Origin of the sequence: Algoriphagus taiwanensis (genome assembly GCF_036245645.1) — a bacterium.
Classification (GTDB): domain Bacteria; phylum Bacteroidota; class Bacteroidia; order Cytophagales; family Cyclobacteriaceae; genus Algoriphagus; species Algoriphagus taiwanensis.
On record NZ_BTPE01000008.1, the window covers coordinates 172,280 to 198,468 of the forward strand.

At 42.0% G+C, this 26,189-nt stretch carries 20 protein-coding genes; 15 read left to right on the forward strand and 5 right to left on the reverse strand.

The window, feature by feature from the left end; all coding sequences use genetic code 11:
• Position 1 precedes the first annotated feature (1 nt).
• Genes AAA938_RS12725 through AAA938_RS12740 form a run of 4 tightly spaced genes read left to right on the forward strand, consistent with a single transcriptional unit; the run spans position 2 to position 4,799 of the window.
• Positions 2-1,036, forward strand: a complete 1,035-nt coding sequence (locus tag AAA938_RS12725) for a glycosyltransferase (protein ID WP_338229115.1) — start codon at positions 2-4, stop codon at positions 1,034-1,036.
• Positions 1,037-2,884: an asparagine synthase (glutamine-hydrolyzing) gene (gene asnB / locus AAA938_RS12730; RefSeq protein ID WP_338229116.1), complete on the forward strand. Its 1,848-nt coding sequence runs from the start codon at positions 1,037-1,039 to the stop codon at positions 2,882-2,884.
• Complete coding sequence (locus tag AAA938_RS12735) at positions 2,884-3,846, forward strand: MraY family glycosyltransferase (RefSeq protein ID WP_338229117.1); 963 nt, start codon at positions 2,884-2,886, stop codon at positions 3,844-3,846. Before asnB ends, AAA938_RS12735 begins: the two co-directional genes overlap by 1 nt.
• Entirely contained in the window at positions 3,846-4,799 is a 954-nt protein-coding gene (locus AAA938_RS12740; protein ID WP_338229118.1) for a glycosyltransferase, read from the forward strand. The genes AAA938_RS12735 and AAA938_RS12740 overlap by 1 nt, the downstream gene beginning before the upstream one ends.
• Positions 4,800-4,871: 72 nt before the next feature.
• On the opposite strand, the gene AAA938_RS12745 is transcribed toward AAA938_RS12740, so the two are convergent.
• Both AAA938_RS12745 and AAA938_RS12750 read right to left on the reverse strand, forming a co-directional pair.
• On the reverse strand, positions 4,872-5,777 hold the full coding sequence (locus AAA938_RS12745; RefSeq protein WP_338229119.1) for a hypothetical protein: 906 nt from the start codon (positions 5,775-5,777) through the stop codon (positions 4,872-4,874).
• 6 nt (positions 5,778-5,783) lie between these two features.
• Positions 5,784-6,848: an MBOAT family O-acyltransferase gene (locus AAA938_RS12750; protein ID WP_338229120.1), complete on the reverse strand. Its 1,065-nt coding sequence runs from the start codon at positions 6,846-6,848 to the stop codon at positions 5,784-5,786.
• Between the two features lie 1,113 nt (positions 6,849-7,961).
• Here AAA938_RS12750 and AAA938_RS12755 point away from each other — a divergent pair.
• The 10 genes from AAA938_RS12755 (at position 7,962) to AAA938_RS12800 (ending at position 19,922) form a co-directional block, all read left to right on the forward strand.
• Positions 7,962-8,432: a nucleoid-structuring protein H-NS gene (locus AAA938_RS12755; RefSeq protein ID WP_338229121.1), complete on the forward strand. Its 471-nt coding sequence runs from the start codon at positions 7,962-7,964 to the stop codon at positions 8,430-8,432.
• Between the two features lie 22 nt (positions 8,433-8,454).
• Positions 8,455-9,030, forward strand: coding sequence for a hypothetical protein (locus AAA938_RS12760; RefSeq protein WP_338229122.1), 576 nt, complete (start codon positions 8,455-8,457; stop codon positions 9,028-9,030).
• Entirely contained in the window at positions 9,027-9,866 is an 840-nt protein-coding gene (locus tag AAA938_RS12765) for a hypothetical protein (RefSeq protein ID WP_338229123.1), read from the forward strand. Before AAA938_RS12760 ends, AAA938_RS12765 begins: the two co-directional genes overlap by 4 nt.
• A complete protein-coding gene (locus AAA938_RS12770; protein WP_338229124.1) occupies positions 9,853-12,300 on the forward strand; it encodes a leucine-rich repeat domain-containing protein in 2,448 nt (815 codons plus the stop codon). The genes AAA938_RS12765 and AAA938_RS12770 overlap by 14 nt, the downstream gene beginning before the upstream one ends.
• 486 nt (positions 12,301-12,786) lie before the next feature.
• A complete protein-coding gene (locus AAA938_RS12775; RefSeq protein WP_338229147.1) occupies positions 12,787-13,692 on the forward strand; it encodes a glycosyltransferase family 2 protein in 906 nt (301 codons plus the stop codon).
• A 10-nt stretch (positions 13,693-13,702) separates the two neighbouring features.
• Positions 13,703-14,401, forward strand: a complete 699-nt coding sequence (locus AAA938_RS12780) for a GNAT family N-acetyltransferase (protein WP_338229125.1) — start codon at positions 13,703-13,705, stop codon at positions 14,399-14,401.
• A gap of 18 nt (positions 14,402-14,419) precedes the next feature.
• The gene (gene rffA / locus AAA938_RS12785) at positions 14,420-15,583 is read left to right on the forward strand and encodes a dTDP-4-amino-4,6-dideoxygalactose transaminase (protein WP_338229126.1); all 1,164 of its coding nucleotides are present in this window, start codon (positions 14,420-14,422) and stop codon (positions 15,581-15,583) included.
• Between the two features lie 190 nt (positions 15,584-15,773).
• Positions 15,774-17,252 (forward strand): hypothetical protein, encoded by a 1,479-nt coding sequence (locus tag AAA938_RS12790; protein WP_338229127.1) that lies wholly within the window; start codon positions 15,774-15,776, stop codon positions 17,250-17,252.
• Positions 17,249-18,763, forward strand: coding sequence for a hypothetical protein (locus AAA938_RS12795; RefSeq protein ID WP_338229128.1), 1,515 nt, complete (start codon positions 17,249-17,251; stop codon positions 18,761-18,763). The genes AAA938_RS12790 and AAA938_RS12795 overlap by 4 nt, the downstream gene beginning before the upstream one ends.
• 274 nt (positions 18,764-19,037) lie before the next feature.
• Positions 19,038-19,922 carry a hypothetical protein gene (locus AAA938_RS12800; protein ID WP_338229129.1) on the forward strand — a complete coding sequence of 295 codons (885 nt, stop codon included), beginning with the start codon at positions 19,038-19,040 and terminating at the stop codon, positions 19,920-19,922.
• Here the strand turns inward: AAA938_RS12800 and AAA938_RS12805 are convergent.
• The 3 genes from AAA938_RS12805 to AAA938_RS12815 form a co-directional block, all read right to left on the reverse strand.
• On the reverse strand, positions 19,883-21,190 hold the full coding sequence (locus AAA938_RS12805) for a hypothetical protein (RefSeq protein WP_338229130.1): 1,308 nt from the start codon (positions 21,188-21,190) through the stop codon (positions 19,883-19,885). The two genes, AAA938_RS12800 and AAA938_RS12805, sit on opposite strands and share 40 nt — an antisense overlap.
• Positions 21,191-21,581: 391 nt before the next feature.
• Positions 21,582-21,737: a hypothetical protein gene (locus AAA938_RS12810; protein WP_338229131.1), complete on the reverse strand. Its 156-nt coding sequence runs from the start codon at positions 21,735-21,737 to the stop codon at positions 21,582-21,584.
• On the reverse strand, positions 21,730-22,146 hold the full coding sequence (locus AAA938_RS12815) for a hypothetical protein (protein WP_338229132.1): 417 nt from the start codon (positions 22,144-22,146) through the stop codon (positions 21,730-21,732). The genes AAA938_RS12810 and AAA938_RS12815 overlap by 8 nt, the downstream gene beginning before the upstream one ends.
• Positions 22,147-22,481: 335 nt before the next feature.
• Here AAA938_RS12815 and AAA938_RS12820 point away from each other — a divergent pair, with 335 nt between their 5' ends.
• Positions 22,482-26,183: a hypothetical protein gene (locus AAA938_RS12820; protein ID WP_338229133.1), complete on the forward strand. Its 3,702-nt coding sequence runs from the start codon at positions 22,482-22,484 to the stop codon at positions 26,181-26,183.
• Positions 26,184-26,189 lie beyond the last annotated feature (6 nt).

The following is a 26,189-nucleotide window of genomic DNA, read 5'->3' on the forward strand; positions in this document are numbered from 1 at the left end:
CATGAGAATCCTTTTTTTAGGTGAAACCTACCGGGCAGATGCTCAGACATGGATTAAAGGCATACAGGAAGTTTCCGGAATCACCCTTGAAACCAAAGAACTTTCTCAGAATAAAAGCAGAGTTAAAAGGGTTTTTGAATCCCTGGGGTTTGTTATTGGATTGATTTTTTCAAGCCAAAAATATGACCTGGTGCTGGCCGAAAGGGCCACAAGCTATGGATTCTTTAGCCTGCTTGTCAGAAGCAAAGTGAGAGTGGTAGCCCAACAAGGTGTTTCTGATGTCTGGCCTGAAAATGGGTTTGCGGGCTGGTACAAGGGCAAGCTGCAAAGCGCCGTTTACAAAAAGGCAGATTTGATCCATGCTTGGGGGTATGTGATGACTTTTGCCATGATCAATTCAGGGGCCAACCCCTCAAAGATCAAAGTAAAGCCCAAGGGCCTTTTTTTAGAAAGATTTAGAGGGGTGATGCCTGAGTCCAAAAAGAAAAACTTGGCTATTGTCACTCGAAGTCTATATCCCATCTACCACCATTCGGTCATTTTGGAAGCTATTTCTATTTTGAAAAACAAAGGAATAGCACTTCACTGCATTATGGTAGGAGAGGGGAGTGAAGGAGAGCGACTGAAAAAGCAAACAGAGCTATTGGGAATCAAAGATCAGCTAGATTGGAAAGGCAGAATCCCCAATTTGGAATTGCCAAATCTTTTGGCTGAGGCAGGGATTTATATCGCAGTACCCGAAACAGAGGGAGTTTCTGCCTCCTTATTTGAGGCTATGGCTTGCGGATGTTTTCCTATCGTAACAGATTTGCCTGCCAATAGGGCCTTTATTTCCTCAGGAAAGAATGGATTTCTAGTGCCAGTGGGCGATGTTCAGGCACTAGCTGAGGCAGTTGAAAAATTCCTTGAGAATCCGGGAAATTACCGGGAGGGAATATTGGAAAACAGGAAATTCATCGAAAAGAACTGCGACCTGAAGCAAAACATGAAGGAGTTTTATCAACACTATTTAAAACTTGTAAATCAAAAGCAATAAATGTGCGGGATTACCGGATTTTGGAATAAGAACAATAAACCAGCTTCACCTGAAGTACTGAGGCAAATGAGGGACTCTATGATTCATAGAGGACCGGATGCAGGTGGAGAATTTGTGGAAGGTGATTTGGCTTTGGGTCATCGTAGACTTTCAATTTTGGATCTTTCAGAGGGAGCCAATCAGCCATTTCATTCCTCATGTGGAAGATATCACTTGGTTTTCAATGGTGAGATTTTCAATTATCAGGAGTTTTATCCCGAATTGAAGATGAAAGGCTTCCAATTTACAACGACATCGGATACAGAGGTACTTTTGTACTTGCTTATGAGCTATGACCTCAGTGTTCTTCATCGGCTCAACGGCTTTTTTGCTTTTGCTTTCTGGGATAAAGAAGAAAGAAAACTGCTTCTGGTAAAGGATAGATATGGGGTAAAACCTCTGTTTTGGACTGAAACCGAACAAGGTATGGCATTTGGCTCCGAACCCAAATCTCTTTTTCCTTTTGGTCTGGAAAAGTCCATGGATGAATCCAGGATGGATGAGTGGTTTTTTTATCGCCATGTCAGCGGACCCAATACTCTATTTAAAGGAGTAAATCGATTTTTGCCGGGATACTATCAGATCTGGAAGGACGGGGTGAAACTCGAAAAAGAGGAACGCTGGTATCATTTGGGAGAGCAAGCAGCCAAGCAGTCCAAAATTTCCGATCCAAAAGGATGGTATGAAGAAACTTTCTTGGATTCTGTTCGTCTGAGGATGATTTCTGATGTGCCCGTTGGTACCATGCTCAGTGGAGGATTGGATAGCAGCAGTATTCTATATGCTCAGCATCATCTTGGCTATAAGGACCTCAGCAGTTGGAACCTTATGTTTCCGGGCTTTGAAAAGGACGAATCCGGCTTGGCCAGGCAGCTCAGTGAGTTGTATGGCGTGGAGTACAATGGATTCGAATATGTAGGCGATGAGCTGGCAGATCTTACAGAAAATATCATTCAAGTCAGTGATGAGCCTCTCATGCATTTCACCGATGGTGTGCTTCTTGGACTTTCCAAAAAAGCCAAAGAAAAGGTAACTGTCCTTCTTACAGGAGAAGGTGCAGATGAGCTAATGGCGGGCTATGTCAGGCACAAGGTGTTTGGAAATACATTGAGGTATTCTTTTCTCCATTTGCTTAATTATATTCCTGATCGATACCTGACCCAAGGCAGGTTGAAAAAAATGAAACGCTACCTCAGTTCCGGCAATCCAGAATTTGAGCTAATGACCAATGCGAATGAGTTGTATCTCAGTGATTTGAAAAATCTCAATTTGGAATTTATCAATATTCTGCCTGAATACAGGGTACAGCTCCTCGAAGAGGCCAAGGTATATTTCCCAAAGGATCGACTGAGACAACTCTTGTATCTGGAAATGCACACCCATCTGTGTAGCCTCAACGATAAGAATGATCGTACCACTATGGGGGCATCCATCGAGTGCAGGGAGCCCTTCCTGGATTACAGGTTGGTGACGGGCTTGTTTAGCTTGGATACCAAGTACTTTTCTACTGCTGGAAAAGGTAAATGGCTTTCTATGAATACCCTTGGAAAAAAACTTCCTGATTTCATTCAAAACCATGAAAAAGTAGGTTTGGCTATTCCTTGGGCAGATTATTTCTTGCAAAACCCGGTCTTTAGAGACCACTTGGAAACTATGGCCGACAGTCCTCTTTTTCAAACAGGATGGATGGCATACATTGATGTGAAAAAGGCAGTGGAGGATTTCAAAAAAGAACCCTCTGTCCATTATCCATTAATGCGCTCACTATTTTTTAATTCATTTTGGTACAAAATTCAGTTTGGTTCCTGATGTTTTTATCTCACCTTATCGTCTTTCTTATCCTTTTACTCTTGGCCTTGGTTTATTACCGCTTGGCCTTGCAGTTCAATATTGTTGACAAGCCAAATCATCGGAGCTCTCATACCCAAGTGACCGTAAGAGGAGGAGGAATTTTATTTCCGTTTGCTGTTTTGCTTTGGTGGATGGCCAACGATTTTTTGAATACCTGGATGGTCTTGGGAATGGTGTGGATTGCAGCCATCAGTCTTTTGGATGACATCTATACCCTTTCCCGAAAAATCAGATTTGGGGTTCAGATATTGGCTCTTTCCATGGCATTTTATGATTTGGGAGTCTTCGAGCAGGTCCAATGGATTGGCCTTCCGGCACTCTATTTTGTGTGTTTGGGAATCATCAATGCGATCAATTTCATGGATGGAATCAACGGAATCACAGGCTTGTATGGCTTAGTGTTTTTTGGGACTATTCTGGCTATAAATCAATATATGCCTGTCTTTGATCCCAGCTTGATCTATTATGTGATCCTGTCTCTTTCCATTTTTATGATTTTTAATTTTCGGAAAAGGGCCTTGATGTTTGCAGGAGATATTGGCAGTATTTCCCTCGCGTTTTTAATGATTTACATTCTGGTGCAGTTTTACCTTGTGGTCCATACCTGGACTATTATTGTACTATTGGCAGTATATGGAGTAGATGTAGCAGCCACGATGATTGAAAGAAAATGGAGAGGAGAAAAACTCGGTGAGCCACATCGACGCCATCTTTATCAGCTCATGGTAAACCAACTCAAGGTCAACCATGTCAATATAGCCATGGCCTTTGCATTCATTCAGGCTATCATCAATTTCGCACTGTTCATTATCCCGGATTCTTACCCAAGTCCTATCCAAGCCTCAGGTATTCTTTTGGCTTTGGTGGTTCTTTATTTATTGATAAAAACTTCCATTTGGAAAAAACTACATACCCCTTAATGAAGGAATCTATCGATTTGTTGGCTATTCCTAATTTTTACTCTTCTTACTATGTTCTGGGGTTGAGTAAGGTTGGGGAATTGAGATATCGTCCCGAAAAGCAATTTCAGAAATTCAATAATCGTGGATTTGTGATTTTCAGATACAAAGGGAAAATCGGGGTGATTGATAATCATGACCCAGTCGGCGTAGACCAAGAGCTTTACCAAGCTTGTGATGCGTTTTTCGCAACCAATAAGCTGCTCAATCACACTGAATATTCCCAGCCTAAAGTCAAGCCGCTCTTTCCTCATTATCCGGTCAATATTCTTTCCCTATACTTCAGATTATTCGGCGTCAGCTTGTTGACACAACTCAAGCCGAGGGATCTGGCCAGAGAGATTTATGTGCTCAGATCTAGGCCTGTTTATGCTAAGAAGGGTGATGACTATCATTATTCGGACTATGTGTTTTTCTCAGGGAGTACTTGGAAAAAAGAAGCTTGGGCCAATCAGATCCGCGCAGAATTTATCCGAGCTTGCAAAGCCGATCCTCGAATTAGATTTGAAGGCGGGTTTATACCCAGATCGGATGGTAATAACTTTGGATTTGATCAGGAGCTCAATAAGGAAAAATACTCCCCGAAAAGGTTCTCGGAGCTGAGTGCTCAATCCTTACTTTCCTTAAATAATCCAGCGGTTTTGGGTGCCGTCAGCTGGAGATTGGCAGAGTATTGGAACAGTTCTTCTTTCGTAATTTCTTTTCCCTTTGCAACCGATTTACCAAGATTTCCCATCCCAGGAGAAGAAATACATCAGATCAAGGATTCCTCCGAGTATTCCGAAATAATCAACAGAGTTTTGGATCACCCTGAATACCACGAGAAGATAGCACGAGGAGGCAAAAGATTCTTTGATACCTATTGTACTCCAGAAAGTCAGGCTAAGTACATCCTTGCCGAATTGAATCACTAAACCATTAAACAAACAAAATCCCTTAGCCCTTTGGATTTTCCGGAGGGCTTTTTTTTTGGAAATTGGTGCCGATTAGTGGAATGGTTTGAGTGCTTCGACAAACTTTTGGGTAGCTTCTGCTTTTCCGAGATCATTGACATGGTCCACATCAAAAAAATACTTGGCTTCTGTAAAAATAGCCGAATGATTGATTAGGGGAAAGTCAGATCCATTGCCACCGGGTACGACGAGTTGTTTGCCTAAATAGGGTCCTACATATAGGATTAATTGACTGTTTTTTTGCTTTAGGTAACTTTCAATTTCTTTAAGAATAGGATTGGAAGGCTGCTTTTCTATTATCTCCCATTGGATTTCTTCTGACTTGGATTGGAGAGAGGAATTAGGGTAGGAATAATTCCCATTCCAATCAAACCTATTTGTGTACTTAGGCTTGACTAGGCTAAGGCCTGCAGGCCAAACCAATTCTAAATTATAATAACCAATGGCAAATACAGGGAAATAGTTGGAAAGGGTAAGGGGACGGATTACACCTTTCTCATAAGTGTAGAAATACTCCCAGATATAGTCTCGATGGGAATAAGAGACAAATCGGTAGTCATTGTCGTTCAGCATCTGCTCTGACTCCTCAAAGTGTCCAAGGTCAAGGGTCAAAATCACTCTGTCTGCTTGATTACCTGATTCGAAAAAGTGCTTGATCATCAAAAACTGACTGGGTAGTCCTGTATCATCCATGGATATATTAAGGCCTTTTAGACCTGTTTGCCGATCTACCTCCTCCGTATTGATTGTCGTCAAACCCCTGCTGGAACCAGCAATTACATAATCAAACCTCCCCTTTCCTTCGAAGTGATTCACAATGAAATTGGGCTTATAAAAATAGGACCTGCCCAAAATCTTTAATGCAGACCATGCACCAATATTCCCGATAAGAAAAACAAGGATCAAATAGCTGAAAATTTTCAATAAAAATCTTTTCATACCCGATCAAAATTGGAAATAAACAAAGTCCAGATGGTTTTTGAAGGCTCCAAGAAAGACTATGCACAGCCCCACAAAAAGAAGGTCAAATGAGCGAAGATTTACTTCAAGTCTCCCTTTGGATTGGGCAATTATTTCATAAGTCATCATGATCAAAATTCCCAGAAGAGTGATTCCAGACATAAGCGCATGCCGACTTGTAGACAGGAAAAAAGCGGAAGAACTGTTAGAAAACAAAATCCCATTAAGGTATCCCATAGAGTCTGCCACACTAGGTGATCGAAAAAACACAAAAGCTAAGGATACGATAAGGAAAGTAAAGATTACCTGTACAAAATAGGTGAAAGTAAACCCTTCATCAATCCGGTCCTTCTGTTCATCCTTAATAAAATAAAAGAGGTATACAATTCCATGAATCAATCCCCATAGGATGAAGGTCCAATTAGCCCCATGCCAAAAGCCTGAAACAAGAAATACCATAAATACATTGAAAATTGCTCTGGCTTTTCCTTTTCGATTTCCTCCCAGAGGTATGTACAGATAATCCCTAAACCAAGAGGAAAGAGAGATGTGCCATTTTTTCCAAAATTCACTGATGTTACGTGACAGGTAAGGGAATTTAAAATTGGAGATCAAGTCAAATCCGAAAATTCGGCTCAGGCCTACAGCCATGTCCGAATACCCGCTGAAATCCCCATAAATCTGAAAGGAAAAAAAGATGCTGCCTAAAATCAATGAAAGACTGGATTGATTGGAATAATCTGCAAAAATGCCTTCTACCAGAATTGCCGCATTATCGGCTATCACCACTTTTTTAAAAAAGCCCCAAAGGAAAATTTTAGCTCCTGAGATTGCCCAGTCATAATCAAATTTTCGGATTCGATAGAATTGAGGCAGAAGATGAGTAGCTCTCTCAATAGGGCCCGCTACTAATTGAGGAAAAAAACTTACGAAGGTCAGAAAACTGATCAGGTCTTTGGAGGCATCCATTTTTTTACGATACACATCCAGCGTATAGCTAAGGGTTTGAAAAGTGTAAAAACTGATTCCAACAGGCAAGATGATATTCAATCTGCTGGCTTCAATCGACAGACCAAAAAATGTAAAGGCTTCAGTAAAGCTTTCAATGAAAAAGTTGAAGTATTTAAAAAAGCCCAGAAAGCCAAGATTTACCGCAAGGCTAAGCCAAACTAGCAGCTTTCTCCTTCCTTGCCTCTCTTCTGACCTGAGTTTTAATCCTATAAAAAAATCCAATAGGGAGCTAAACAGGATCAAGAATAGAAACCTCCAGTCCCACCATCCATAAAAAAAATAGCTTCCAACCAATAATACCCAATTTTGCCCTTTTAGATTATTTTTCAAGACGACCCAATACAGAAAAAAAACAGGGATCAGGAAAAGAAAAAACTCTATGGAATTGAACAGCATCTGGTAAAGAATAAATATTGGTTAGTAAAGGGATTTCTTCATTTTTTAACTTCTGCGGAAGAGTCCGTTACTCAATCAGATTTTTTCTTGCTTATTGGGGGGCAAAATGTGAAAAATTGTGGAAAAAGCTCCCAATTGAAGGTGAATTTTGGAAAGAATACCTCTAGATAAAAGCATCCAATGGTCACCGAGCGTGGGTTGGTATGGTGACCGAGCATATCTGAGCTGGACATCAGGAAAATGGTTTCCTGTTGGAAAAGCGACTGTATTTCAAATTTTTAAATCCTACCTTGACCAAAAATACCTCTTCATGGATGGTAGTCAATTTCGCATCCACACTTAATTAAACAACCTCAACAACTCCTCAACTCCCATACTCCCAACTCCCCAACTCCCCAACCTCAAAAAAAACCCTTCGGAACACCGAAGGGCTTTTCGCAGAGGCTATTGCCTGAATTAAAACTTAACACATTCAAAATTCACATAAATTTTTGGCCTTGGAAATACCCTATATAGGGTATTTTTTGCCCGTTTTATGACATTAGTGTGTTGAATAATTTCGTTCTAAGAGGCTGAGGGCTGGATTTTTATGATTTTTAACAAATCCACAAGGATCTTTTGCCGTTCCTCAATTTCAACAAGAGGATTAGGCCCGACCTTTGTATTAAATCCTACGAATTTATTTACTTTGTTCCCTGTTTGATGCACCTAATTCTAAGCTAAATTTCCAATCTCCAAATAATCCAATTTATCCAAATGAAACAATCCGTACCCACCCTGTCCGTGAAAAGAGTCCTTTTTATGGGCCTTGTGATCACCTTGGCTATGGGATCTTGCAAGAGTAAAAAGAAGGCTGTACAGCCTGAACCCGCTCCTGCTCCTGTCGAACAAGTGGTAGAGCAAGCACCTCCGCCTCCTCCTGCCAGATCTGCTGAAGAGATCGCCGCCGAGAAGCTAGAAAACAGCTTCAATGCAGTGGCCGCTGCGGGAAGTCTCAATGCCGCCGACCAGTCTATCCAACAGACCCTCGCCATGTTTTCCAATCAGGAAACTCCCGTTTTGATCGTAATCCATGAGGAAAACGGCATCAAAGACTACGATGAGCCTACCACTATCAAAAAGTATCTGGAGTACCTGAAGGATACCAAGAAAAACCTCAACTACATTTCCGACATCCGTCTGGATGCAAACGGTAAGGTCTCCGAACTTGAACTGAGAAGAAAATAATCACTCCTAGAACTCTATCCAAATGAAAAATAAATTCATCCTTTTCCTAGGCTTGTTCCTGTCTGTTTCTTTAGCAGCTTTGGCCCAGGATAATATCAGCCCAGCACGTAAGCAGGCTATCGACTCCTTGGCTTTGGAAAAAGTAAAGGACCTCTCCAAGTACATCGCCATCATCGGAAGCAAAGAAACTCAGTTTTCTGAGGCCAACCGCGTAATGGACCGTGCAGAAGAACTCTTCGCTCCAGGTGCTGAAATGGGCGTTTCCTCTATCAATACCAACGAAATCGCTTACTACAAAGTAAGAAACTACTTCGAGCGATTGATGGCTTTGAACTACGACCGGGTCAATATCACTTGGTACGATATCCAATACATCTCCGATCTGGAAAGACAGCCCGACGGACGTTATGTAGGCGTGATCACCATCTATCAGCGATTTGAAGGTACCTCTATAGAGACAGGAATGAACTATAGAGATACCACCAAAAAAGACATCACCATCTACGTAGAGAAAAAGCAAACCCAAATTGCCGGTCGAACGATCGAATTTTGGGATGTAATGCTCGGTGATGTTCGAGTGACCGAGACCTCAGCATGAGAAAAACCTTTCTGATTTTTGCGTTTTTTATCGCAATCATCTCTTCTGTCCCGGGACAGGGCCTCGGCGGTCCCGGGACAATCAAGGATGATGGCAGATTTGCAGCCTCCACCAAACAGCTCAATCAATTTTTCAGAAGATTCAATGGAGAAGAGTCGGTTGATGGCAATACCCGATTTTATCCAGGTGATTCCCTCTATCAAAATCCTGCCCTTAGGAAAGGATTTCTCAATATCCTCTTTGATAATCAGACTTCAAGTATTTCCCCGGATGCCAAACAGAAATTCACCCAGTTTGTCCTATCCGATGTATATCCGCATTACCTGAATTTCCACAGGGAGGGATGGTATGCAGAAGTGGATACGGAGTTTTTTTTCAAAGGAAAAAGAGAAAAAGTTACCCTTATCATGAAAATTCAGGCCGAGAGGCTGGGCTTTGAGTGGGTAATCGATCAGGTTATCTTTGAGCCTTTCAAAAATCTATTCAATAAGCCTGTAGGAGAGGCCAAAGACTTTCTTCACCCTCTCAGTCATGAATTGGGATTCATGAACCTTCGAAGGGCTTTTCAGGATTCAAAACTTCCTGAATCCTTCACCCCCAACTCCTACAAACCGGATTACCTTTCTGTATTCCTCTACGAAATGAAGCAAAATAACCTCCGTTTCGATACCGTGACCGGAGTGAAATTTCATTTCTTTCAGGTAAATGGCTGGTATTTTGAAGTAAATCAGTTTAACAGACCGGGATTTAACACCGGCTGGCTCATTTCCAACTTGGTCCAGTTGGGACCCGGAGATAAAGAAACCATTCTCAAATACATCTATGACCAGGATTAGAGTTTTCCTGATTCTATTTTCACTACTTGCTTGTTCCGTGGCAACTCAGGCGCAGACCCTAAAGGGCTATTCCAAAGAGCAGGAGAAAGAATTGACTTCCAAAGTAGAAGATCAGGTTCGTTTTCTTGAATTTTTGCTCAATACACTAGGCAAGTCAGAAACCAGCGCCAGAGACAAAGATGTAATCATCCGCGAAAGCTATCTGAAAATATTTCGGGATGAAAAAGTACAGGTAGAAGACGACCTTCTTGCCGATAGAAAAGTAGTGACCAATAAAGACGTCACCGCCTACCTCAAAGACATTGAGTTCTTCTTCAACAATGTAGAGTTCAAATTCAAAATCCGGGAGATCAAACCTGCCCAAAAAGATAACGGGGAAGTGTTCTTTCTGGCCTCCATGGACAGAACCATCACTGCCACTGGAAAAGCCGGTGAAAAAATCACCAACACCAAGCCGAGATTTGTTGAAGTCAACCTGAACGATAAATCCCAAGAGCTGAAAATTGTCAGCATATATACGACCAAGGTCAGCAGAGACGAAGAGTTGACGGCTTGGTGGAGTTCACTGGATTCAGCTTGGATGGACTATTTCGCCAAGCGGTTTGAAGTTTCACTCGAAGATTCCATTGGATTGGATTTGCTCTACCGCTTTGTAGGGATAGATTCTCTCGATATTTCAGGGAGAATGGATATTCAGCACCTCAAGCCTCTTTCTGAGCTAAGGGATCTGAAAGTAGTCAATATCAGCCAAACCCAAATTCAGGATCTCAGCCCGATTTCCAATGTGACCTTTTTGGAAAATCTGGATATTTCCGACACCCCTACAAGAGACATCCAGTTTATTAAATACTCTGATAGACTGAATGCTTTGGATATCTCCCATACCGAAGTGGATAGTATAGGAGAACTTTTAAATCTAAAGAACCTAAAAACGCTAAAAGCTGAAGGAGCGCCGATCAGCAGCTTCGCAGTTCTCAACGAGTTTAAAAACCTAGAGAACCTTTATTTAAGTAACAGTGGGTTTAACAATCCTGAGAATATCAAGGAGCTGAAGGCTTTGAAAAATCTGGACTTGAGCCAAAATTACATGGTCAATTTTTCTTCTTTGGCTGCTTTGACTTCCATACAGAGCCTGAACCTATCCCAAACCAATATTCAGGATCTCAATCCACTCGTGAATTTCTCTAATTTGGAGACTTTGGATATCACCAAAACACCGGTAGCCGATATCACGCCCTTGAATGATCTTCCTGCCTTGAAAAAAGTATTGGCAGATGAAACCCAACTGAGTACGCTAGCGGCAGATAATTTTGTGAGAAAAAACCCTGAGGTTCTGCTTATTCATCATGTCAAGGATTTGGAATCTTGGTGGGCTACGCTGACTCCAGGCTGGAAAGAGGGACTCAAACGGGCTAATCCTGCCATTCAGGGAGAAAATCCTGGAATAGAAATATTGACTCAGACAGTCACTGTACAGAGTCTGGATATCAGTGCATTGGAAATCTCCACACTCAAACCGGTCATTCGGTTCATTAATCTCACAGAGATCAATATTTCAGACAACCCTATCGAAGATCTCCTTCCCCTTTCAGAAGTGAAGACTTTGAAAAAGATTGTGGGGAAAAATACCAAAGTAAGCGACCTGTCTGTTCTCCAAACCAATGAGTTGCTGGAATCGATTGACTTACAGGGGAGTCAGGTAAAGAGTATCGTCTCTGTCATAAACTTGCCCCAGCTCAACTACCTGAATGTCGATCAAAGTGAGCTCGATCAGGAAGAAATCCCCGGATTTCTTATTCAAAGGTCTGAAGTAAATGTGATCTACAGATCTGAAGAATTGAGTAAGTGGTGGGAAGACTTGGATTCAAATTGGAAAGAATTATTCAGGAAGGAATTTTCACTCCCAGCTGAACCGACAGCCGAGCAGCTGCATTCCCTTACTGCCAAGTCCGAATTATCCTTTCAGCGGTCTTCAGTGGATAATCTTATTCCCCTTTCGGCTTTTGTGAATCTAAGGTCTTTCAGTCTTTTTGACGCCCCGTTAAGCAGTATAGCTCCAATAAGTGGGATGGTTTTGCTGACGAAGCTGACCTTGTCCCAAATGCCTGTAACCGATTTCTTGCCCCTTTCCAATTTGGTCAATCTCGAGGTACTGGATATTTCCAATACCGGAATTGAAGAACTGACAGCTATTTCCAATCTGAAAAATCTGAAAAAACTCAATCTCTCTGGAACCAACCTGAAGGCCTTGAAGGGGTTGGAAGGGTTATTTGAACTCGAAGAGTTGGATGTTGCCAGTACAAATCTGCGCTCTTTAAAGCCGGTAGAAGGATTGATGCTGAAAAAGCTTTCCTGCTTCAACACCAGGCTAACATCCAGGGCTGTGGACAACTTTAAAGAAGCAAATCCGGGCTGCGAAGTCAGGTTTTACTAAGGAAGGTTTTAGGGCGGCTCCCCATTTTTTATCTTTCTTGCTTTCCTTGAGGAATTGCTTTAATTGTTGAAAATCAATGGATTGCCCTGTATAAGGGCAAGATTTTCTGAGAGACGGAGAGGTATCTAATGGAGGAAAGGAAAAAGGGGTAAAAAATTATAGAAAAATCCCTTAATGATTTTTTAGAAAAAAGAATGAGAAAAGTTGCTTAATCACCCTGATCAAAATTACCCAAGGCACAAGAATAAAAAATACCCACTAGTGGGTATTTTTTTGTTTTCAGACGGATATTTATCCACATTTTGTAATTATACCAATACTGAATTGTCTTATTCCTTTTGATAATCTTTTAAATAATCTTTTTTTCTGTAGGGAATCTTTCTCGGGTAGTTTTCCCCAAGTCCTTGGCTCGGTCCATTCTGTACTTTTTGAATATATTGCCCCCAAAAACAAGCCATAAACCCTTCGGTTGAAATATCGGTCGTTATCCCCGTTTACAGAGGGCGAACTACTCTGCCTGACTTGATTCATCGGCTGGGAGAAGTGCTTCGTACGCTCGGAATCACCTTTGAATTGATATTGGTGGATGATGGATGCCCTGAGGATTCCTGGTCCAAAATTTTGGAATGCTCCGAAACCATGCCTGAACTCAGAGGCATCAAACTTTCCAGAAATTTCGGGCAGCATTATGCCATTACCGCAGGCCTGGACCATTCTCAAGGCGAGTGGGTAGTCGTGATGGATTGCGACCTCCAGGATCAGCCCGAAGAAATCCCAAGGCTTTATCAAGAGGCCAAAAAAGGATTCGATGTGGTCTTGGCTAGAAGGGTCGAGAGAAAAGACAGTTTTTTTAGAAAATTGTCCTCAAAACTGTTTTATCGATCCCTTTCCTATCTCACGGGTTCAGAGCAGGATGAAAGCATCGGCAACTTTGGAATTTATCACCATCGAGTAATTCAGGAGGTGATAGGTATGCGGGAGTCTATCCGATATTTTCCCACAATGGTAAAATGGGTAGGTTTCAGGCAATCCACCCTTGCGGTAGCTCACCAAGAGCCTGATTCCGAACGGAAAACATCTTACAATTCCAAAAAACTTTTTAATCTGGCATTGGATATCATGCTCGCTTACAGTGATAAGCCTATTCGATTGACCGTGAAACTTGGAGTGATACTGGCTCTCACAGGATTTGGATTTGCATTGTTCACCCTTCTCCGTTATTGGCAGGGAGAAATCATCGTGGCAGGCTATGCCAGTTTGATTATCTCCATTTGGGTATTGTCAGGTATCCTTCTTATTACTCTCGGAGTAGTAGGACTATATCTTGGCAAAACATTCGAAGGGGTCAAAAATCGGCCAATTTATATCATCGACAAAAAGACCCACTCCTGATATATCGGAAATGATTCAGCTTCTTCCTTTTGACAGTAATCTTTTTGGATATTCCGTGGGTTCTTTGCTTTGGGAAGAGACAAGCAAGGAAAGCCTTTTGCTGGAGGAAGCCAAGGATTTTAAGCTGGTCTATATTTTTTCAGACCAAGCACTTTTTTTCACTCATCCGCACATCTTACAGGTGGATATCAAAATTACCTTCGAGAAGCAGCTGCTCCCTGGTAATCCGGTAAAGGGAATTTTGCCCTTTGAAAAGGAGCACCTTTTGACCATTACATCGGAAGAAAGAGAAATGCTAAGGTTTTTGGCCTTGGAAAGCGGAAAATTCTCCCGATTTAGGCTAGATCCCAGACTTACTCATGACGAATTTGAACGCCTTTACCGTTTTTGGATTGATCAGGCCATGATCTCAGGAAATCTCCTTCAGGCAGAAAAGAATAAAGGCATGGTTTCTTTTTCTCAGAAAAAGGAAAAAGGCAAAATTGAATTGATAGCCGTAAATCCGGAGAATCAACAGATGGGGTGGGGGAAGAAACTGGTTCAGGCAGCCGAACACCTGCTTTTTGAAAGGGGGGTAAAAACTCTCCAAATTTCAACTCAGGAGTCCAACCTGCCCGCCATGCATCTCTACAAAAATCTGGGCTATCAAATCACGGAGAAAACCTTTGTTTACCATTATTGGAGAGGAAGCCAATTCATTACCTCCTGATGGACCAAGCTAAGAATTATGATAACTAACCCGCATCCCATTCCCTTCAATCAGCCCTTTCTTGCCGGTAAGGAATTTGAGTATATGGAATCGGCCATCAGGAAGGAAAAAAAGCTATCGGGCAACGGTCATTTTACCCGGCTTTGTCAGCAGTTTTTTGAAGAAAAATACGGTTTTGGAAAGTGTTTCCTTAGCACTTCCTGTACGGATGCCTTAGAAATGGCAGCCTTGTTATTGGATATTCAGCCGGGCGATGAAGTCATCATTCCTTCCTATACTTTTGTTTCTTCTGCCAACTCTTTCGCACTCAGAGGAGCCAAGATCCGATTTGTCGACAGCAAATCAGATTTTCCCGGTATGGACGAGTCCAAAGTGGAAGCGCTGATCAATGAAAGGACCAAGGCGATAGTGGCCGTTCACTACGGAGGAGTGCCTTGCGCTATGGATATCCTGCAAAATCTCTCCAAAAAGCATGGGATTCCTTTGATCGAGGACGCAGCCCAGGCTATTGATTCTTTTTTTGAGGGGAAGGCCTTGGGTAGCTTTGGAGATCTTGCAGCCTTTAGTTTTCATGAGACTAAAAATATTCACTGCGGTGAAGGGGGAATGCTCGTGGTCAATAATCCCAATCTGGTAAAGCGTGCTGAGGTGATTTGGGAAAAGGGTACAGACCGGGCTGCTTTATTTCGGGGGGAAATTGACAAATACGGGTGGAAAGACCTCGGTAGTAGTTTTTTGCTTTCAGAGCTTCAGGCTGCTTACCTATTTGCGCAGCTTGAAAACTTGAAAATCATCCAGTTTCGAAGGAAAATGATTTGGGAAGATTATGCAGCTTGGTTTTCGGGCAGGCAAGATCAAATTCAAGTTCTCCCTATACCTTATTTGAAAAGCTTGGAGGATTCAATAAAGGACCTTGGAAAAGTGGAGACTCAGACTCAACCCGGAAATCATCATGTATTCTACCTCTTGTTTGAAACCCTTGAATACCGTCAGGAATGTATCCGAAGATTAAAGGAAAAGGGGATTTTGGCTGTATTTCATTACCAAAGCCTGCACAAGAGCGAGTATATTCAAAAACATCAGCCCGAGGAATACTTCCGAGATCTTCCCAATTCGGATCGCTTCACCGATTGCCTTCTTCGACTCCCTTTGTTCTACGAACTACCGGATCTAACGAAATAGATTCTATCGAATTTGAAAAATTGACCTATGATTTCAATTCTTTACTTAGGTTCAATGTTCATTGTTCAGAGTTCAGGGTTCAGTCACGAACCCTGAACTCTTCAACCTTCCCACCTGTCAATGCTTCACTTTAATCTTTAAACTCCCTAATTTTCCAATCTTCTACTATTTCAATTTTCCAATCCGAATAATGCCCAAACTCCTTCCCGTCTCAACCCTGATCTGTCTGGCTTTAATTCTAGTTGGGATCAATCGGGGTTTTGATGTTTCAGACGAGGGTTTTTATGTCTTATTGGCTCATCCCTTTCAGGAAAATCAAAGCGGAATCTTCAATTACGACCTCTTTTTCAAGCTTTTTTACCAATTCACAGGGATTCACTTTGGAATTGTCGGTTTGCGGATTCTCCGGCTATTGAGCTATGGACTGGGAGCTTTTGCTTTGGCAGTATTCTACAGAAATGTAGGGTCAGAAAATCAGCTTTCCCCAAAAATCTTCCTCCTTTCCCTTTTGGGACTCTTTGCCGGGTATGGATTTCTTCCCGCAAGCTTGTCCTACAATCATCTTTCTGTGGTTTTAGCTGCCTTCTGGCTGGCACTGATTTCATCTCAGGGTTTCGTTTGGAAAAAATGCCTGTGTATAGGTCTCCTGATTGCTTTGTTGGTCTATGTGAAAGTGACAACAGCCCTGCTGATAGGCGTCCTCACCTTGGGCATTTGGGTTTTTGAGAAAAGGCTGAATGGAAAAGCTTTGCTTAGCCTGATTATTCCTTTTTTTGCCTTGGAGGTCTTGTTTTTCTCGACCTTGGGCCAAAGCGCCATCTTTCGGCTACAAGAAGGGCTTGCGGTACAAACAGCCCGTGCCGATTATCATTGGTGGACTCTGATCAAGCATACTGCTGTGGGAGGCTTTTGGTGTCTGTTGGTTTTTGGGAACGCATTTCTGGTTTTTCGAATGATCAAAAAGCCAATTTTTCAGGCTTTACTTGTTCTTCCTTCCTTTCTGCTTGTTTTCTTCCTGACTAGGGTTACCGAAGAATGGAATCACTTTTTTTTGCTGAGTGCAGCAGTCGTATGGGCTTTGCTTTTTGCCCAATCAAGATTCTCCCAACTTGCTTCTCAGGCACAAGTCTGGACTTTACTTCTCTTGGTCTTCCCTTTTGTCTTGCACTTGGGCAGCAACGTGTACTGGCTGAGAATAGGGATTCATTACCTTGTGTTTTGGATATTGGCCTGGTTGATTTGGGAGAAAAATCAAGGATTGCAAGTGGGAAAATGGGTAAACTATGGATTAGCTGGGGCAAGCTTAGTTTGGGTGTTCAATGGACTTTGGTGGCATCCCTTTGAGCAAAAGGAGCTTTGGAAGAATACGGAATCATGGGAATATATGCCCGGAAAAACCATCCTTCTGACTCCCGATCAGCTATTTTCCTTGGAAAAGCTCCAAACTGAAGTAGGAGAGGAGGAGGAGGTTCTTGCTGCCTATCGCATTTCCGGTATTCCTTTTCTCCTCGGAAAGACCCTACCCAAAAGCCCGGGTTTTTGGGATCAGGAGCAATTATCCTATTTTTTTCCTAAAGGAGATGATGGAAAAGTTATTCTCTATCATCCTATTCAGGACTTGCCGGATCATTTCTCTAATGATCATATAATCATAAATTCGTGGGAATGAAGTTAGGCCTTCCGATATTGTCCTCCTCAGTTTTCTGGAGTGTGATCATGTTTTTTTCCCTTGTCCTCATCTGGTTTTTGCCTTGGAGATTTCAGGTTAACGACGATGAAATGATGATGTGGTTGGTTTCGGGAGCTTATACTGGAAATCAGGAATCCTATTCTGTTTTTCTCAATCCTTTGCTGAGCAGACTTTTTTCTGGGCTGTATAAATTATGGCCAAATATGACCTGGTATCCTCTGGCGTGGTTTAGTATTCTTTTTTTTTCATTTGATACCTTAAATAGGATTGCAATTTCCAAAGCTGCTTCAGCCCAACATCAGCTAATTTGGATTCTTATCCTCTTTTCTTTTGTAGTTCATTCGGCATTTTTCCTTCAGTTTTCTGTGGTTTCAGCGTTAGCTGTCACAGCAGGTTTATCCTCAAGGATATGGAAGTTTTTCAAGGGTTATCGCTCATTCGGTGATTTAAAAAAGGAAGATATTCTGCTTTTTTTTGGATTTTTGATCCGGGAGGAGGTCGCCTATTTATTGCTTGCTGGTTTTTTTGGCTTTGGCTTTCTCTTTGGGAACAGGAAAATAGTTTTTAAAGCATGTTTACTTCCTTTACTACTTTTCTTAGCAGGCTCTTCTCTTACCAATATCTGGATTGATTTTGGCGATTTTCAGGAATTTAAAAGGCACAATAAGTTACGATCGGAAGTCTTTGATCATCCCATGCTTCAGCTGGAAAAAGAAGTTTGGAAAGAAAAGGACCCAAGCCTTTTTCACTTTGGCAATGGACTCCAGGATTTTCAGAGGGATAATCTTGATCCTGAAAGACTTGAGGCTTGGAAAGTAAAGCTTGATTCATCCCGTCCCCAGTTGATCTCTCCATCTTTTTTTCGAAAGGCCCTTTTGACTTACATAGAGAAGGAACACTTTTTTATTCTTTTATGGGTAGGATTATTTCTGTACTTACTTTCCTTAAGAAGTTGGCGTTTGGCTTCTCTTTTTGTGGTCGTGATAGGAGGTATGATTATTCTGGCTCCGTTCTTTTTATTGAAAGTCCAGATCCATTCCCTGGGATTTCTGCTTTTGATAGGAATTGTTTTATTGTTTCAAAAAGAAAACCCTCCCCATTCAAGCCGATTTCATTTTGGTCTTGGTGTTTTATTGATTTTCGGTCTCTTGTTTCATTGGTTTTCTTTTTTCAAGGCAAAAGGGAATATTCCCGATAGTTCCCAGCTTCAGAAACAACTGAGTCTTCTAAAGGAGGAAGGGGTAGAAGAGATTTTCTTTATTTCCGAAAATAAGTTCTATCGGGATTTTGTGTTCGAAAAACCACTTCCCTTTAGAATAATGGGTTGGTCATCTCTTCTTTTATCCTATCATGAAAAGAGTGAATCCGAGAAGGTGGCATATTTGGTTCATGAAAATACCTTTCGGAGTAATCGCACTTATTTTGAGAATAAGGGGCATTCATTTTATGAATTTGAGGAGTTTGTTTTGGTAAAGACAAATGGAAATTAATCTTTCGAAATATTCTTCCATCTTTTGGAATCTATTCCTTTTAGGACTATTTGGGTTTACCATTTATTTTTTGATCCGTTACGGCCAATATGGCGTTGATATCAAACTCCATAATTTATACTTGGAGGAATATCTTGATAGAGGTTTTTTTCCGATTCCACCCGGATACTACTTTCTGATTTATCTTCTTGATCTTCTTTTTCGAATCAAATATCCTTTCGTCCTGAGCTCTCTTTTGGTACTCACTTTTTTTATTTGGTGGAAGTACCGAATAATGCTAGCCTGGCTTTCAGACGGCCAGAAGCAGAAAATCAATTCGAATCATTTATTGGCTTTGGCTTTAGTATTTATTGGCCCCATTGTTTTACCCGCTGTGGATAGGGAGTTTTGGTACTTTGGAAAGTTTAGTCCTACGGTCTGGCATAATTCTACCCTGATAGCTGTTTTGCCTTTTTCTTTGATTTTATTCAGCAAGACAATCCTCTGGTGGGAAAATCGAGCCCAGCGATTTCCATGGGCCATTTTGGGTTTAGGTTTGTTGATTCTGGCAATCAAACCCAGTTTTCTTTTTTGTTTTGTTCCCCTTTTTCCACTCTTTTCAGCACTTTATTTTTCACCCAAAGGAAAGCCATTCGCTTATTCATGCTTGGTTTCATTCTTCCTTTTGGCAGGAATTGGCTTTGAAAAAATCCTTGTTTACAATTGGGACCCAATTATTTTGGAAGATTACTCGGAAGAGGAACTACCAAAAATTGCAATTCAGCCTTTTAAAGTTTGGCTTCACTATGCCTTCGAGCCTTTCTGGGATTTTTTCTCCAGCTTTTCGCTAAGCATTTTATTCCTTTTGCTTTGGGGAAAAAAGGCTTTTCAAAACAAAAAATTCACCTTTTCATTTTTCCTGCTTTTGCTGGCACTCCTGATCTATTTTTTATTTGCAGAAACTGGATTTAGGCAGTGGCATGCCAATTTCTTTTGGCAAATTCCTATAACTCTGCTGATTCATCAGGCCTTGATGCTTTCTTTTGTCATTGAACAAAAAGAATCCAATCAAAGACAAGCAAGCTGGAAAACACGTTTGTTTTTTCTGCTCTTTTCCTTGAATTTGATCTGCGGGATAGCCTATTGGTTGAGGATTTTTACAGATCGGATCATCAGTTGACCGTTTGCTTCGGTCAGGGAGTGGGTGGAATACGCTTCCTTTTGGGAATAATAAGGAAGGAGATACCGAATTAGCTGCCCGGATTCATTTCTGATAGGAAGAGCAGCCCAATCATATTGTTCCAGAAGCATAGGATCAATGCGGATCAGAGCATTTTCTAATCTGCTGATTTCAGATATTAGCTCTGTAGATAGGGATTGAAGATCCTGGTTTTCTCTTAGACTGACCAATTTTTTCTGGAAGGGTAGAATTCCAATAAAGCTTGCCAGACTGAAAACCAGACCTAATGCAGGAAGAAAGGATCGGTTGGATTTTTCCATCAGTTGGAGATTGACCAGAAGGGCAATTGGGCTGAGCATTCTCCATTCTGTCCATTGGTAGGTTTTATAAAGGACTATCGAAAATATAACTTGGAGAACTAGAAATCCAAAACCTAGTTGTATGGCCTCACTTTTTTTGAAAAAAATCACTCCTAATACCATAGTGATGAGGATCCAGATTTTCCAAACCCAATAATAAAGTCCTTCGGAATAGGTGAAAATAAAGTAGATGTTTCTTTTCGCATTATAGGCTAATTCACCCAATGCCTCAGTCCAATTTCCGGCCTTTAGATGATTTATGCAGTCTGAGAAGACATTGGGAACAGATTCATGGAAAAGAGTTTGGGAAAGGTAGGGTAGGACCAGTCCCAATACCATCAATAAGACAGATAATTTGGGATTCCTTTCAAATAAAAATAGGCCCAAGATCAGGTAGGCAAAAAACCATGTGTCCCGAAAAAATCCTCCAAGACCTATACAAACCAAAACCCAAATGAGATTCCTGAAACCGTCTTGGTTAATAAAGGCCCTTATTCCAAGGTAGATTCCAATAGCAATGGCCAGATGGAGTAGCTCCGGCATTAAATTCATTCCGTAAAATAGGGTAAATGGGCTTCCAAGCATCAATAGAACCTGAGCCCATTTGGCTATTCTCAAATCTGACTTCCAGATCAAAACCAAAACAGAAAACAGAAACAAAATCCAGTTGGTAAGTGGAATTTTTAAGGTTTCGGAAATGCCAAAAAGCGAAGGAATACTGTAAAGAATAGGATATGCAGGGCCATGGGGATCAAAACCACCTACTTTTGAACCCTGACCCGAATAGGAAAAACTGGCTCTGAAATCTCCGGTTTCTGCCAAGCTTTCCGAGTTTTTTAGATAAAAGTATTCGTCCCCATAGTAAGGCCTAAACCCATTATTCAGACTATAAAAATATAGGTAAATCAAACCTACGCCTATTAGCGCAAGGAAAATTAGTATATTAAAAAAAGGGATGGTTTTTGTTTTGACCAAGTTGATTTTATGAGGGATTTGGTAACAAATTAAGTCAAACCCGCTAGTTTTTATACTCCAATCACTTTTTCAAGCTTCCCAAAATTGCTAAATCTCTCCGAATCCCCCCTTTGGGGCCTATTTGGCAGTTTCCCATTTTTGATTGCTTCCCTGATTTTCTTCGGAAAGACACTTTGGGCAAATCCGGACTTTCGTCTGGCTTTTTTGACTTTCTGCTTTAGCCTTATGGTCTTCTTTCTGCTTGCTGAAAGCGGCCCTGGATACTTGGATGGGAATTTTTACTGGCAAGTACCTATTTCGCTATTTATTCTTTACTTGACAAAGTTCAGGATTCTCCTTCCCGGCTTTTTTCCAAAGCACCAGCCCGACTCAAATGGTTTCCTGAAAATCGGCCTTTGGCTTGCGCTCTTTTTCCTGCATGTTTTTTCAGGCTTGCCTTATTTGATTCGAATGAGCGAGACAGGCCAGTACTTTTAGTCATTCCCGCTTTTTTCCTTGCGGAAACCCAAAGTCGACAAGCCCAAGCCTATTGCCAGGTACAGAACCGCTACCCAATCAAATCCTTTGTCCTCAGCCTGATTCAGGTAGGGCCAAATAGGCAAGTAGCGGATTCGGATTTTTTCATCGCCGGATAGCTTCAAATGCCCAGGTCCGGCTACTCGCTGTCCATTTCCAAAATAGGTTTTGCCCTCTACCTCAAATTCATAGCTGAAAAGATAGGTGTATTGATTACGGATGGTTTCATCCCGCTCTCCATATTCCTGCCGATAAGAGGTCAGCCGCGCCTCGGTGGAGATTCCCGCCACATTCAAGGCAAAAATCAAAGCGGAGTATAGGGTGAACAGTCCACCAATTGCAACCAATAGTACTTTGCCCCAAGGTATTTTCATTAAGTGAAGATACCCAACAAAAAGCAGGGTAATCCATGATTTTTGACAGGTTTTATATTTTGTTGGAGGGGTATCTTGTACATAACGTTACAGCGTAGAGTTAAGACAAAAAATTTAGTATAGCAAAAATGAATATTTCACTCAAAATGGTTCAGTGTCCTATATTTAAAAAAATTGATTTAGTTCTCGATTTTCGGTTAGTTTTTATTTTAATTTTTAGTTTTAATCAAAATTTTGCAATTGCCCAATCATCCGGAGAATTTCTTTATGGTCGATGGAATATAAAATATTCTCAACCAAATGTTCAGGAATGGCCTCAAGACGAATTGTCGTTAGTGAGAAAGATTATTGATGAGGACATGAAGGAATTTCAGAAAAATCCGAAAAGACCAAATTTTCAGAATCAATTATTTGAAATGGAAGTTGGAGAAATCGGTAGTGACTTCACAATAAAAGAAATTAACAATTCATTTATTTTAAATGTACCTGAAGAATCTTCCGAAACAGATGGTTTTTTCATCATTGTCAAGAAAATCGATGATAATTCTTTTTTTGGCAAGTTATACTCCTTTAAAAAATATGTTCTCTCCAATAGGTTTTTGGATCTTGTTGATTCAGCTGTATACAACAATTATTTAAAAAGAGCCGGTGGCAACCCAAACCTATTGGTAACAGAATTGACCATTTCCGATGTTGAAGCTGTTCGAGTAGGAACTGAAAGTGAGGCAAGCACCTCGTCAACCCCTAAAACTACGGAATCAGACGAGGACCTCCCTTGGACCACCATTATCGGTGTAGTGACGGCAGCCGCAGTGGCTTTAGCTCTCAGAAAAGCCCTCAAAAGGAAAGCAAAAGCCGCAGAGTCTTCCAAATCCTCCAAAAAAGAGAAGAAAAAAGAAGAGGAGGAGGAGGAAGAGGAGGCCCAGTACATCCTGCAGCTTTCTGCCGCAAGATTTGATCTCAAGCCTGATGAACCTCAATTTCTCGAAATCAACGTCTACAAAATTACCCCTAAAAGCCAGAAGAAATACCCTGCCGAGATTAAAATCCAAAACCGGGAAAAGGCTTTAAAAATCAGTCCTGTTTCAGGAACAAGCCCTCTAAAGTGTCAACTGCTCCTTCAGGATAAGCCAAGCAAAAGCAATTTTTCCATTACGGTGTATGCCAATGCAGATGGCAAAGCCTATCAGGAAGACGTACAAATCAAAGCAGGGGGACAGATGCGGATCATTTACCGCACAGTTCCACCCGATTCCAAAAGCTTGAGGCCGGATATTGATCGTCTGATTGCCCTCTATGCACAAGTCGTAGATGAATATGACAAGCCGGTAGATGAACTGACCAAAAAGATCATTTTCACCCCCAATAGCGATTGGCTGGATATTTCCGATACAGTTTGGGCCGATGAGGCTTGGTTGGGGATCAATATTGGGGCTTCCAATCCCAATTCAGTTTCCATTTCCTCCCATCCTCCTGCACAAGTTCAGGTACAGATGCTGGTAGAGGAGGAGGAAAATGTCAACGAGCGGATGGAGGACAGCTTTGTACTCCAACTTTTGGATTGCTATTTGGAGTCGGAAACGTACCACGTGTCGCTCCCTGTCAGAAATGACCCGGTGGAGGTACAGTTTAAAGTATGGATAAAAAATGCGGGAGAGGAAAAGGAGTGGAAGTTTGATTGGTTGTACCGTATTGGGGTGGATATAGAAGACGAGCCACTTTCCGAAGTAACGATTGAGCAGCAAACCGAAACCCAGGTTTTGGTGACGCTTCGCGGACCCATAATTCCCCTTGCTGAAGGACAGCGCCAACTCTCCAAAACTTTGGTAATCAGTGCTGCCCAAGGAGAAGAAAAGCCGATCGAGAGTCATATCACTGTTACAGCTTCTCAGGTAGGACTGTATATTCACAAAGGAGTCAATTCCCAAAATGAGATCCTTCTTACAGCGGACAAACCCCGCAAAGAAAGGATGGAAATCGGCCTTTTCCGATACAATCCTCAAACCAAGCAAATTGCAGCGGATGAAAAGGGCCTTTCCCAATTGCAAATCGAGATGCTGAGCGAGGAAAAGGCCACCAAAAACCTGATTTCAGTTCTCCAACCTGAGTTCAACCGAGATCCGGATATTCATGTCAGTCCCTATTCTTGCTATTTCCTGACTACCCAAGAGGAAATTCCCGGCTATGGGGAGACTTACGAAATTCCCTATCGCTTTTCTGTGCCGGCCGAGGACCAAGATGACCCGGAATTGTTCACCCAAGAAATCACGCTGAAAGTCAAGACCAACAACGTGGGCCGTAAACTCAAAACTTGGGAAGAAGCCTACGCGGAGTGTCAGTACATGATCAAAAACTACGTTCCCCATAGCAATGCTCAGGAAAAGCTCACCATGCTTTTGGAGGCCAGGAAAGAGTTTTTGGATACCGAAGGCTTGGTCGAATTCCGGAATCAAGTCGGAGCCATCGGAGCCCAACTCATCTTGGCAGACGGAGCAGAGGGCTACAAAGACGTGGATAAGTGGGCCACCCGGATCGAAAAGACACTGGAATGGGCCCAATGGGCAGGGGATATCTGCTATACGGTATTAGTCAGCTATTACCTGAAAGGTCCAGCTGCAGTAGCTGCAGGTATGCTCAAGCCGGAGATGATCGATGCTATCAATTTCTTTATCTACGAGCGGGAAAAGGGTGCCCAAGTTTATATCGACCGGCAATTTGACAAGATACTCCCACTCTTTACTTCTACGCTGAAAGGAAGACTGTTGAGTGTCGAAAATATCGAAAAGGTAGTTGGAAAAAATCAGGCTATATGCTGGACTGTCTACATCACTTGTCAGTTTTTGGTCCAACTCTATCAGACCAAATCCATGATCGAAGCGGCAAAAAATACAGGTCGTGAGATCCGGGACGAGCTCATCGTGCAGTTTCTCAGCAAAGAACTTAGAAGAAGACAGCCCCGAACCGATTCCGAAGATGCCCCGGATGATGATGATTCTAAGAAAAAGAAAGGAGAGAAAGAAGAGGGAGCAGAAGATGCAGATGCTCCGGTAAAAAAACTCCCTCCCAAATCCAAGCGGGTTCAGGAGGCTTTGGACAAATTGGAAAGCGAAATTCAAACTGATGCAAATGGCAATAAGAGGATAGATAGAAGGAGGGTATTGGAAATCATGGAAGACCCGGCTATGGTGCGGACGATCAAAAAGCATGGCAGTAAGGAGCTAAAAGATGCATTTGACCGTCCCAGACAAGAAATATACGAGCGCCACGATCGGGAACTCAAAAATGATCTAGCCCGCGAGCTCCGAATGGACCCCAATGATCTGAAAGTGGATGATTTTCGCACTCCCGGAAGCAAAGGGAATGATCTCAATACAGACCGGGATTATCGAGTGCTCCGAAGAGTCCGTCTGGAAAATGGTCAGGAAGCTTGGGTGGAAGTCTCTCACAAAATCTACAAAGCCAAATCCGAGCGGATTTTCGGAGAGCTCACAGACAAGCCTCCGCACATATCCGATAGTGAATGGGCCGCACGAAAACAGCAAATGGTCACGGATTTTACCGCCGAGGAGGCTTGCATTGACTACTCGGATCAAGCTATTGACCCTAACACCAAAGAGCGAATCGTCGTCGAATCCAATATCAATAAGGTGAAAAGAGGGGAAAGCGTACTGAGAAACCCGGATTCCATTGCCAAAATGTATCAAAACAAAGTTCGGAATGCCGGAAATAGACCCGAAAAATTTGCCCAAGCTCAGAAAGCCATCAAAACCCTCGACGAGGTGAAAACAGGCTATCAGCAGCAAGGGTATCAAATGAAAGAGGTCAATCTGAAAGTTGAGAAAGCCAAACAAATCATCGCCAGGCAACCTACCGATTTGGATATGACACCCGAGCGGATGGCCCGGGTCAATCAGGAACTCAAAGACTTGGGATTTCCCAATGGATTTGAGGACGCAGTCAAGGATATCACCAATGAATTCAAGGATTTGAATACACTTCCCAAAGCAAAAGGATTCTTTTCATCCTTTTGGAATTAACAGCTG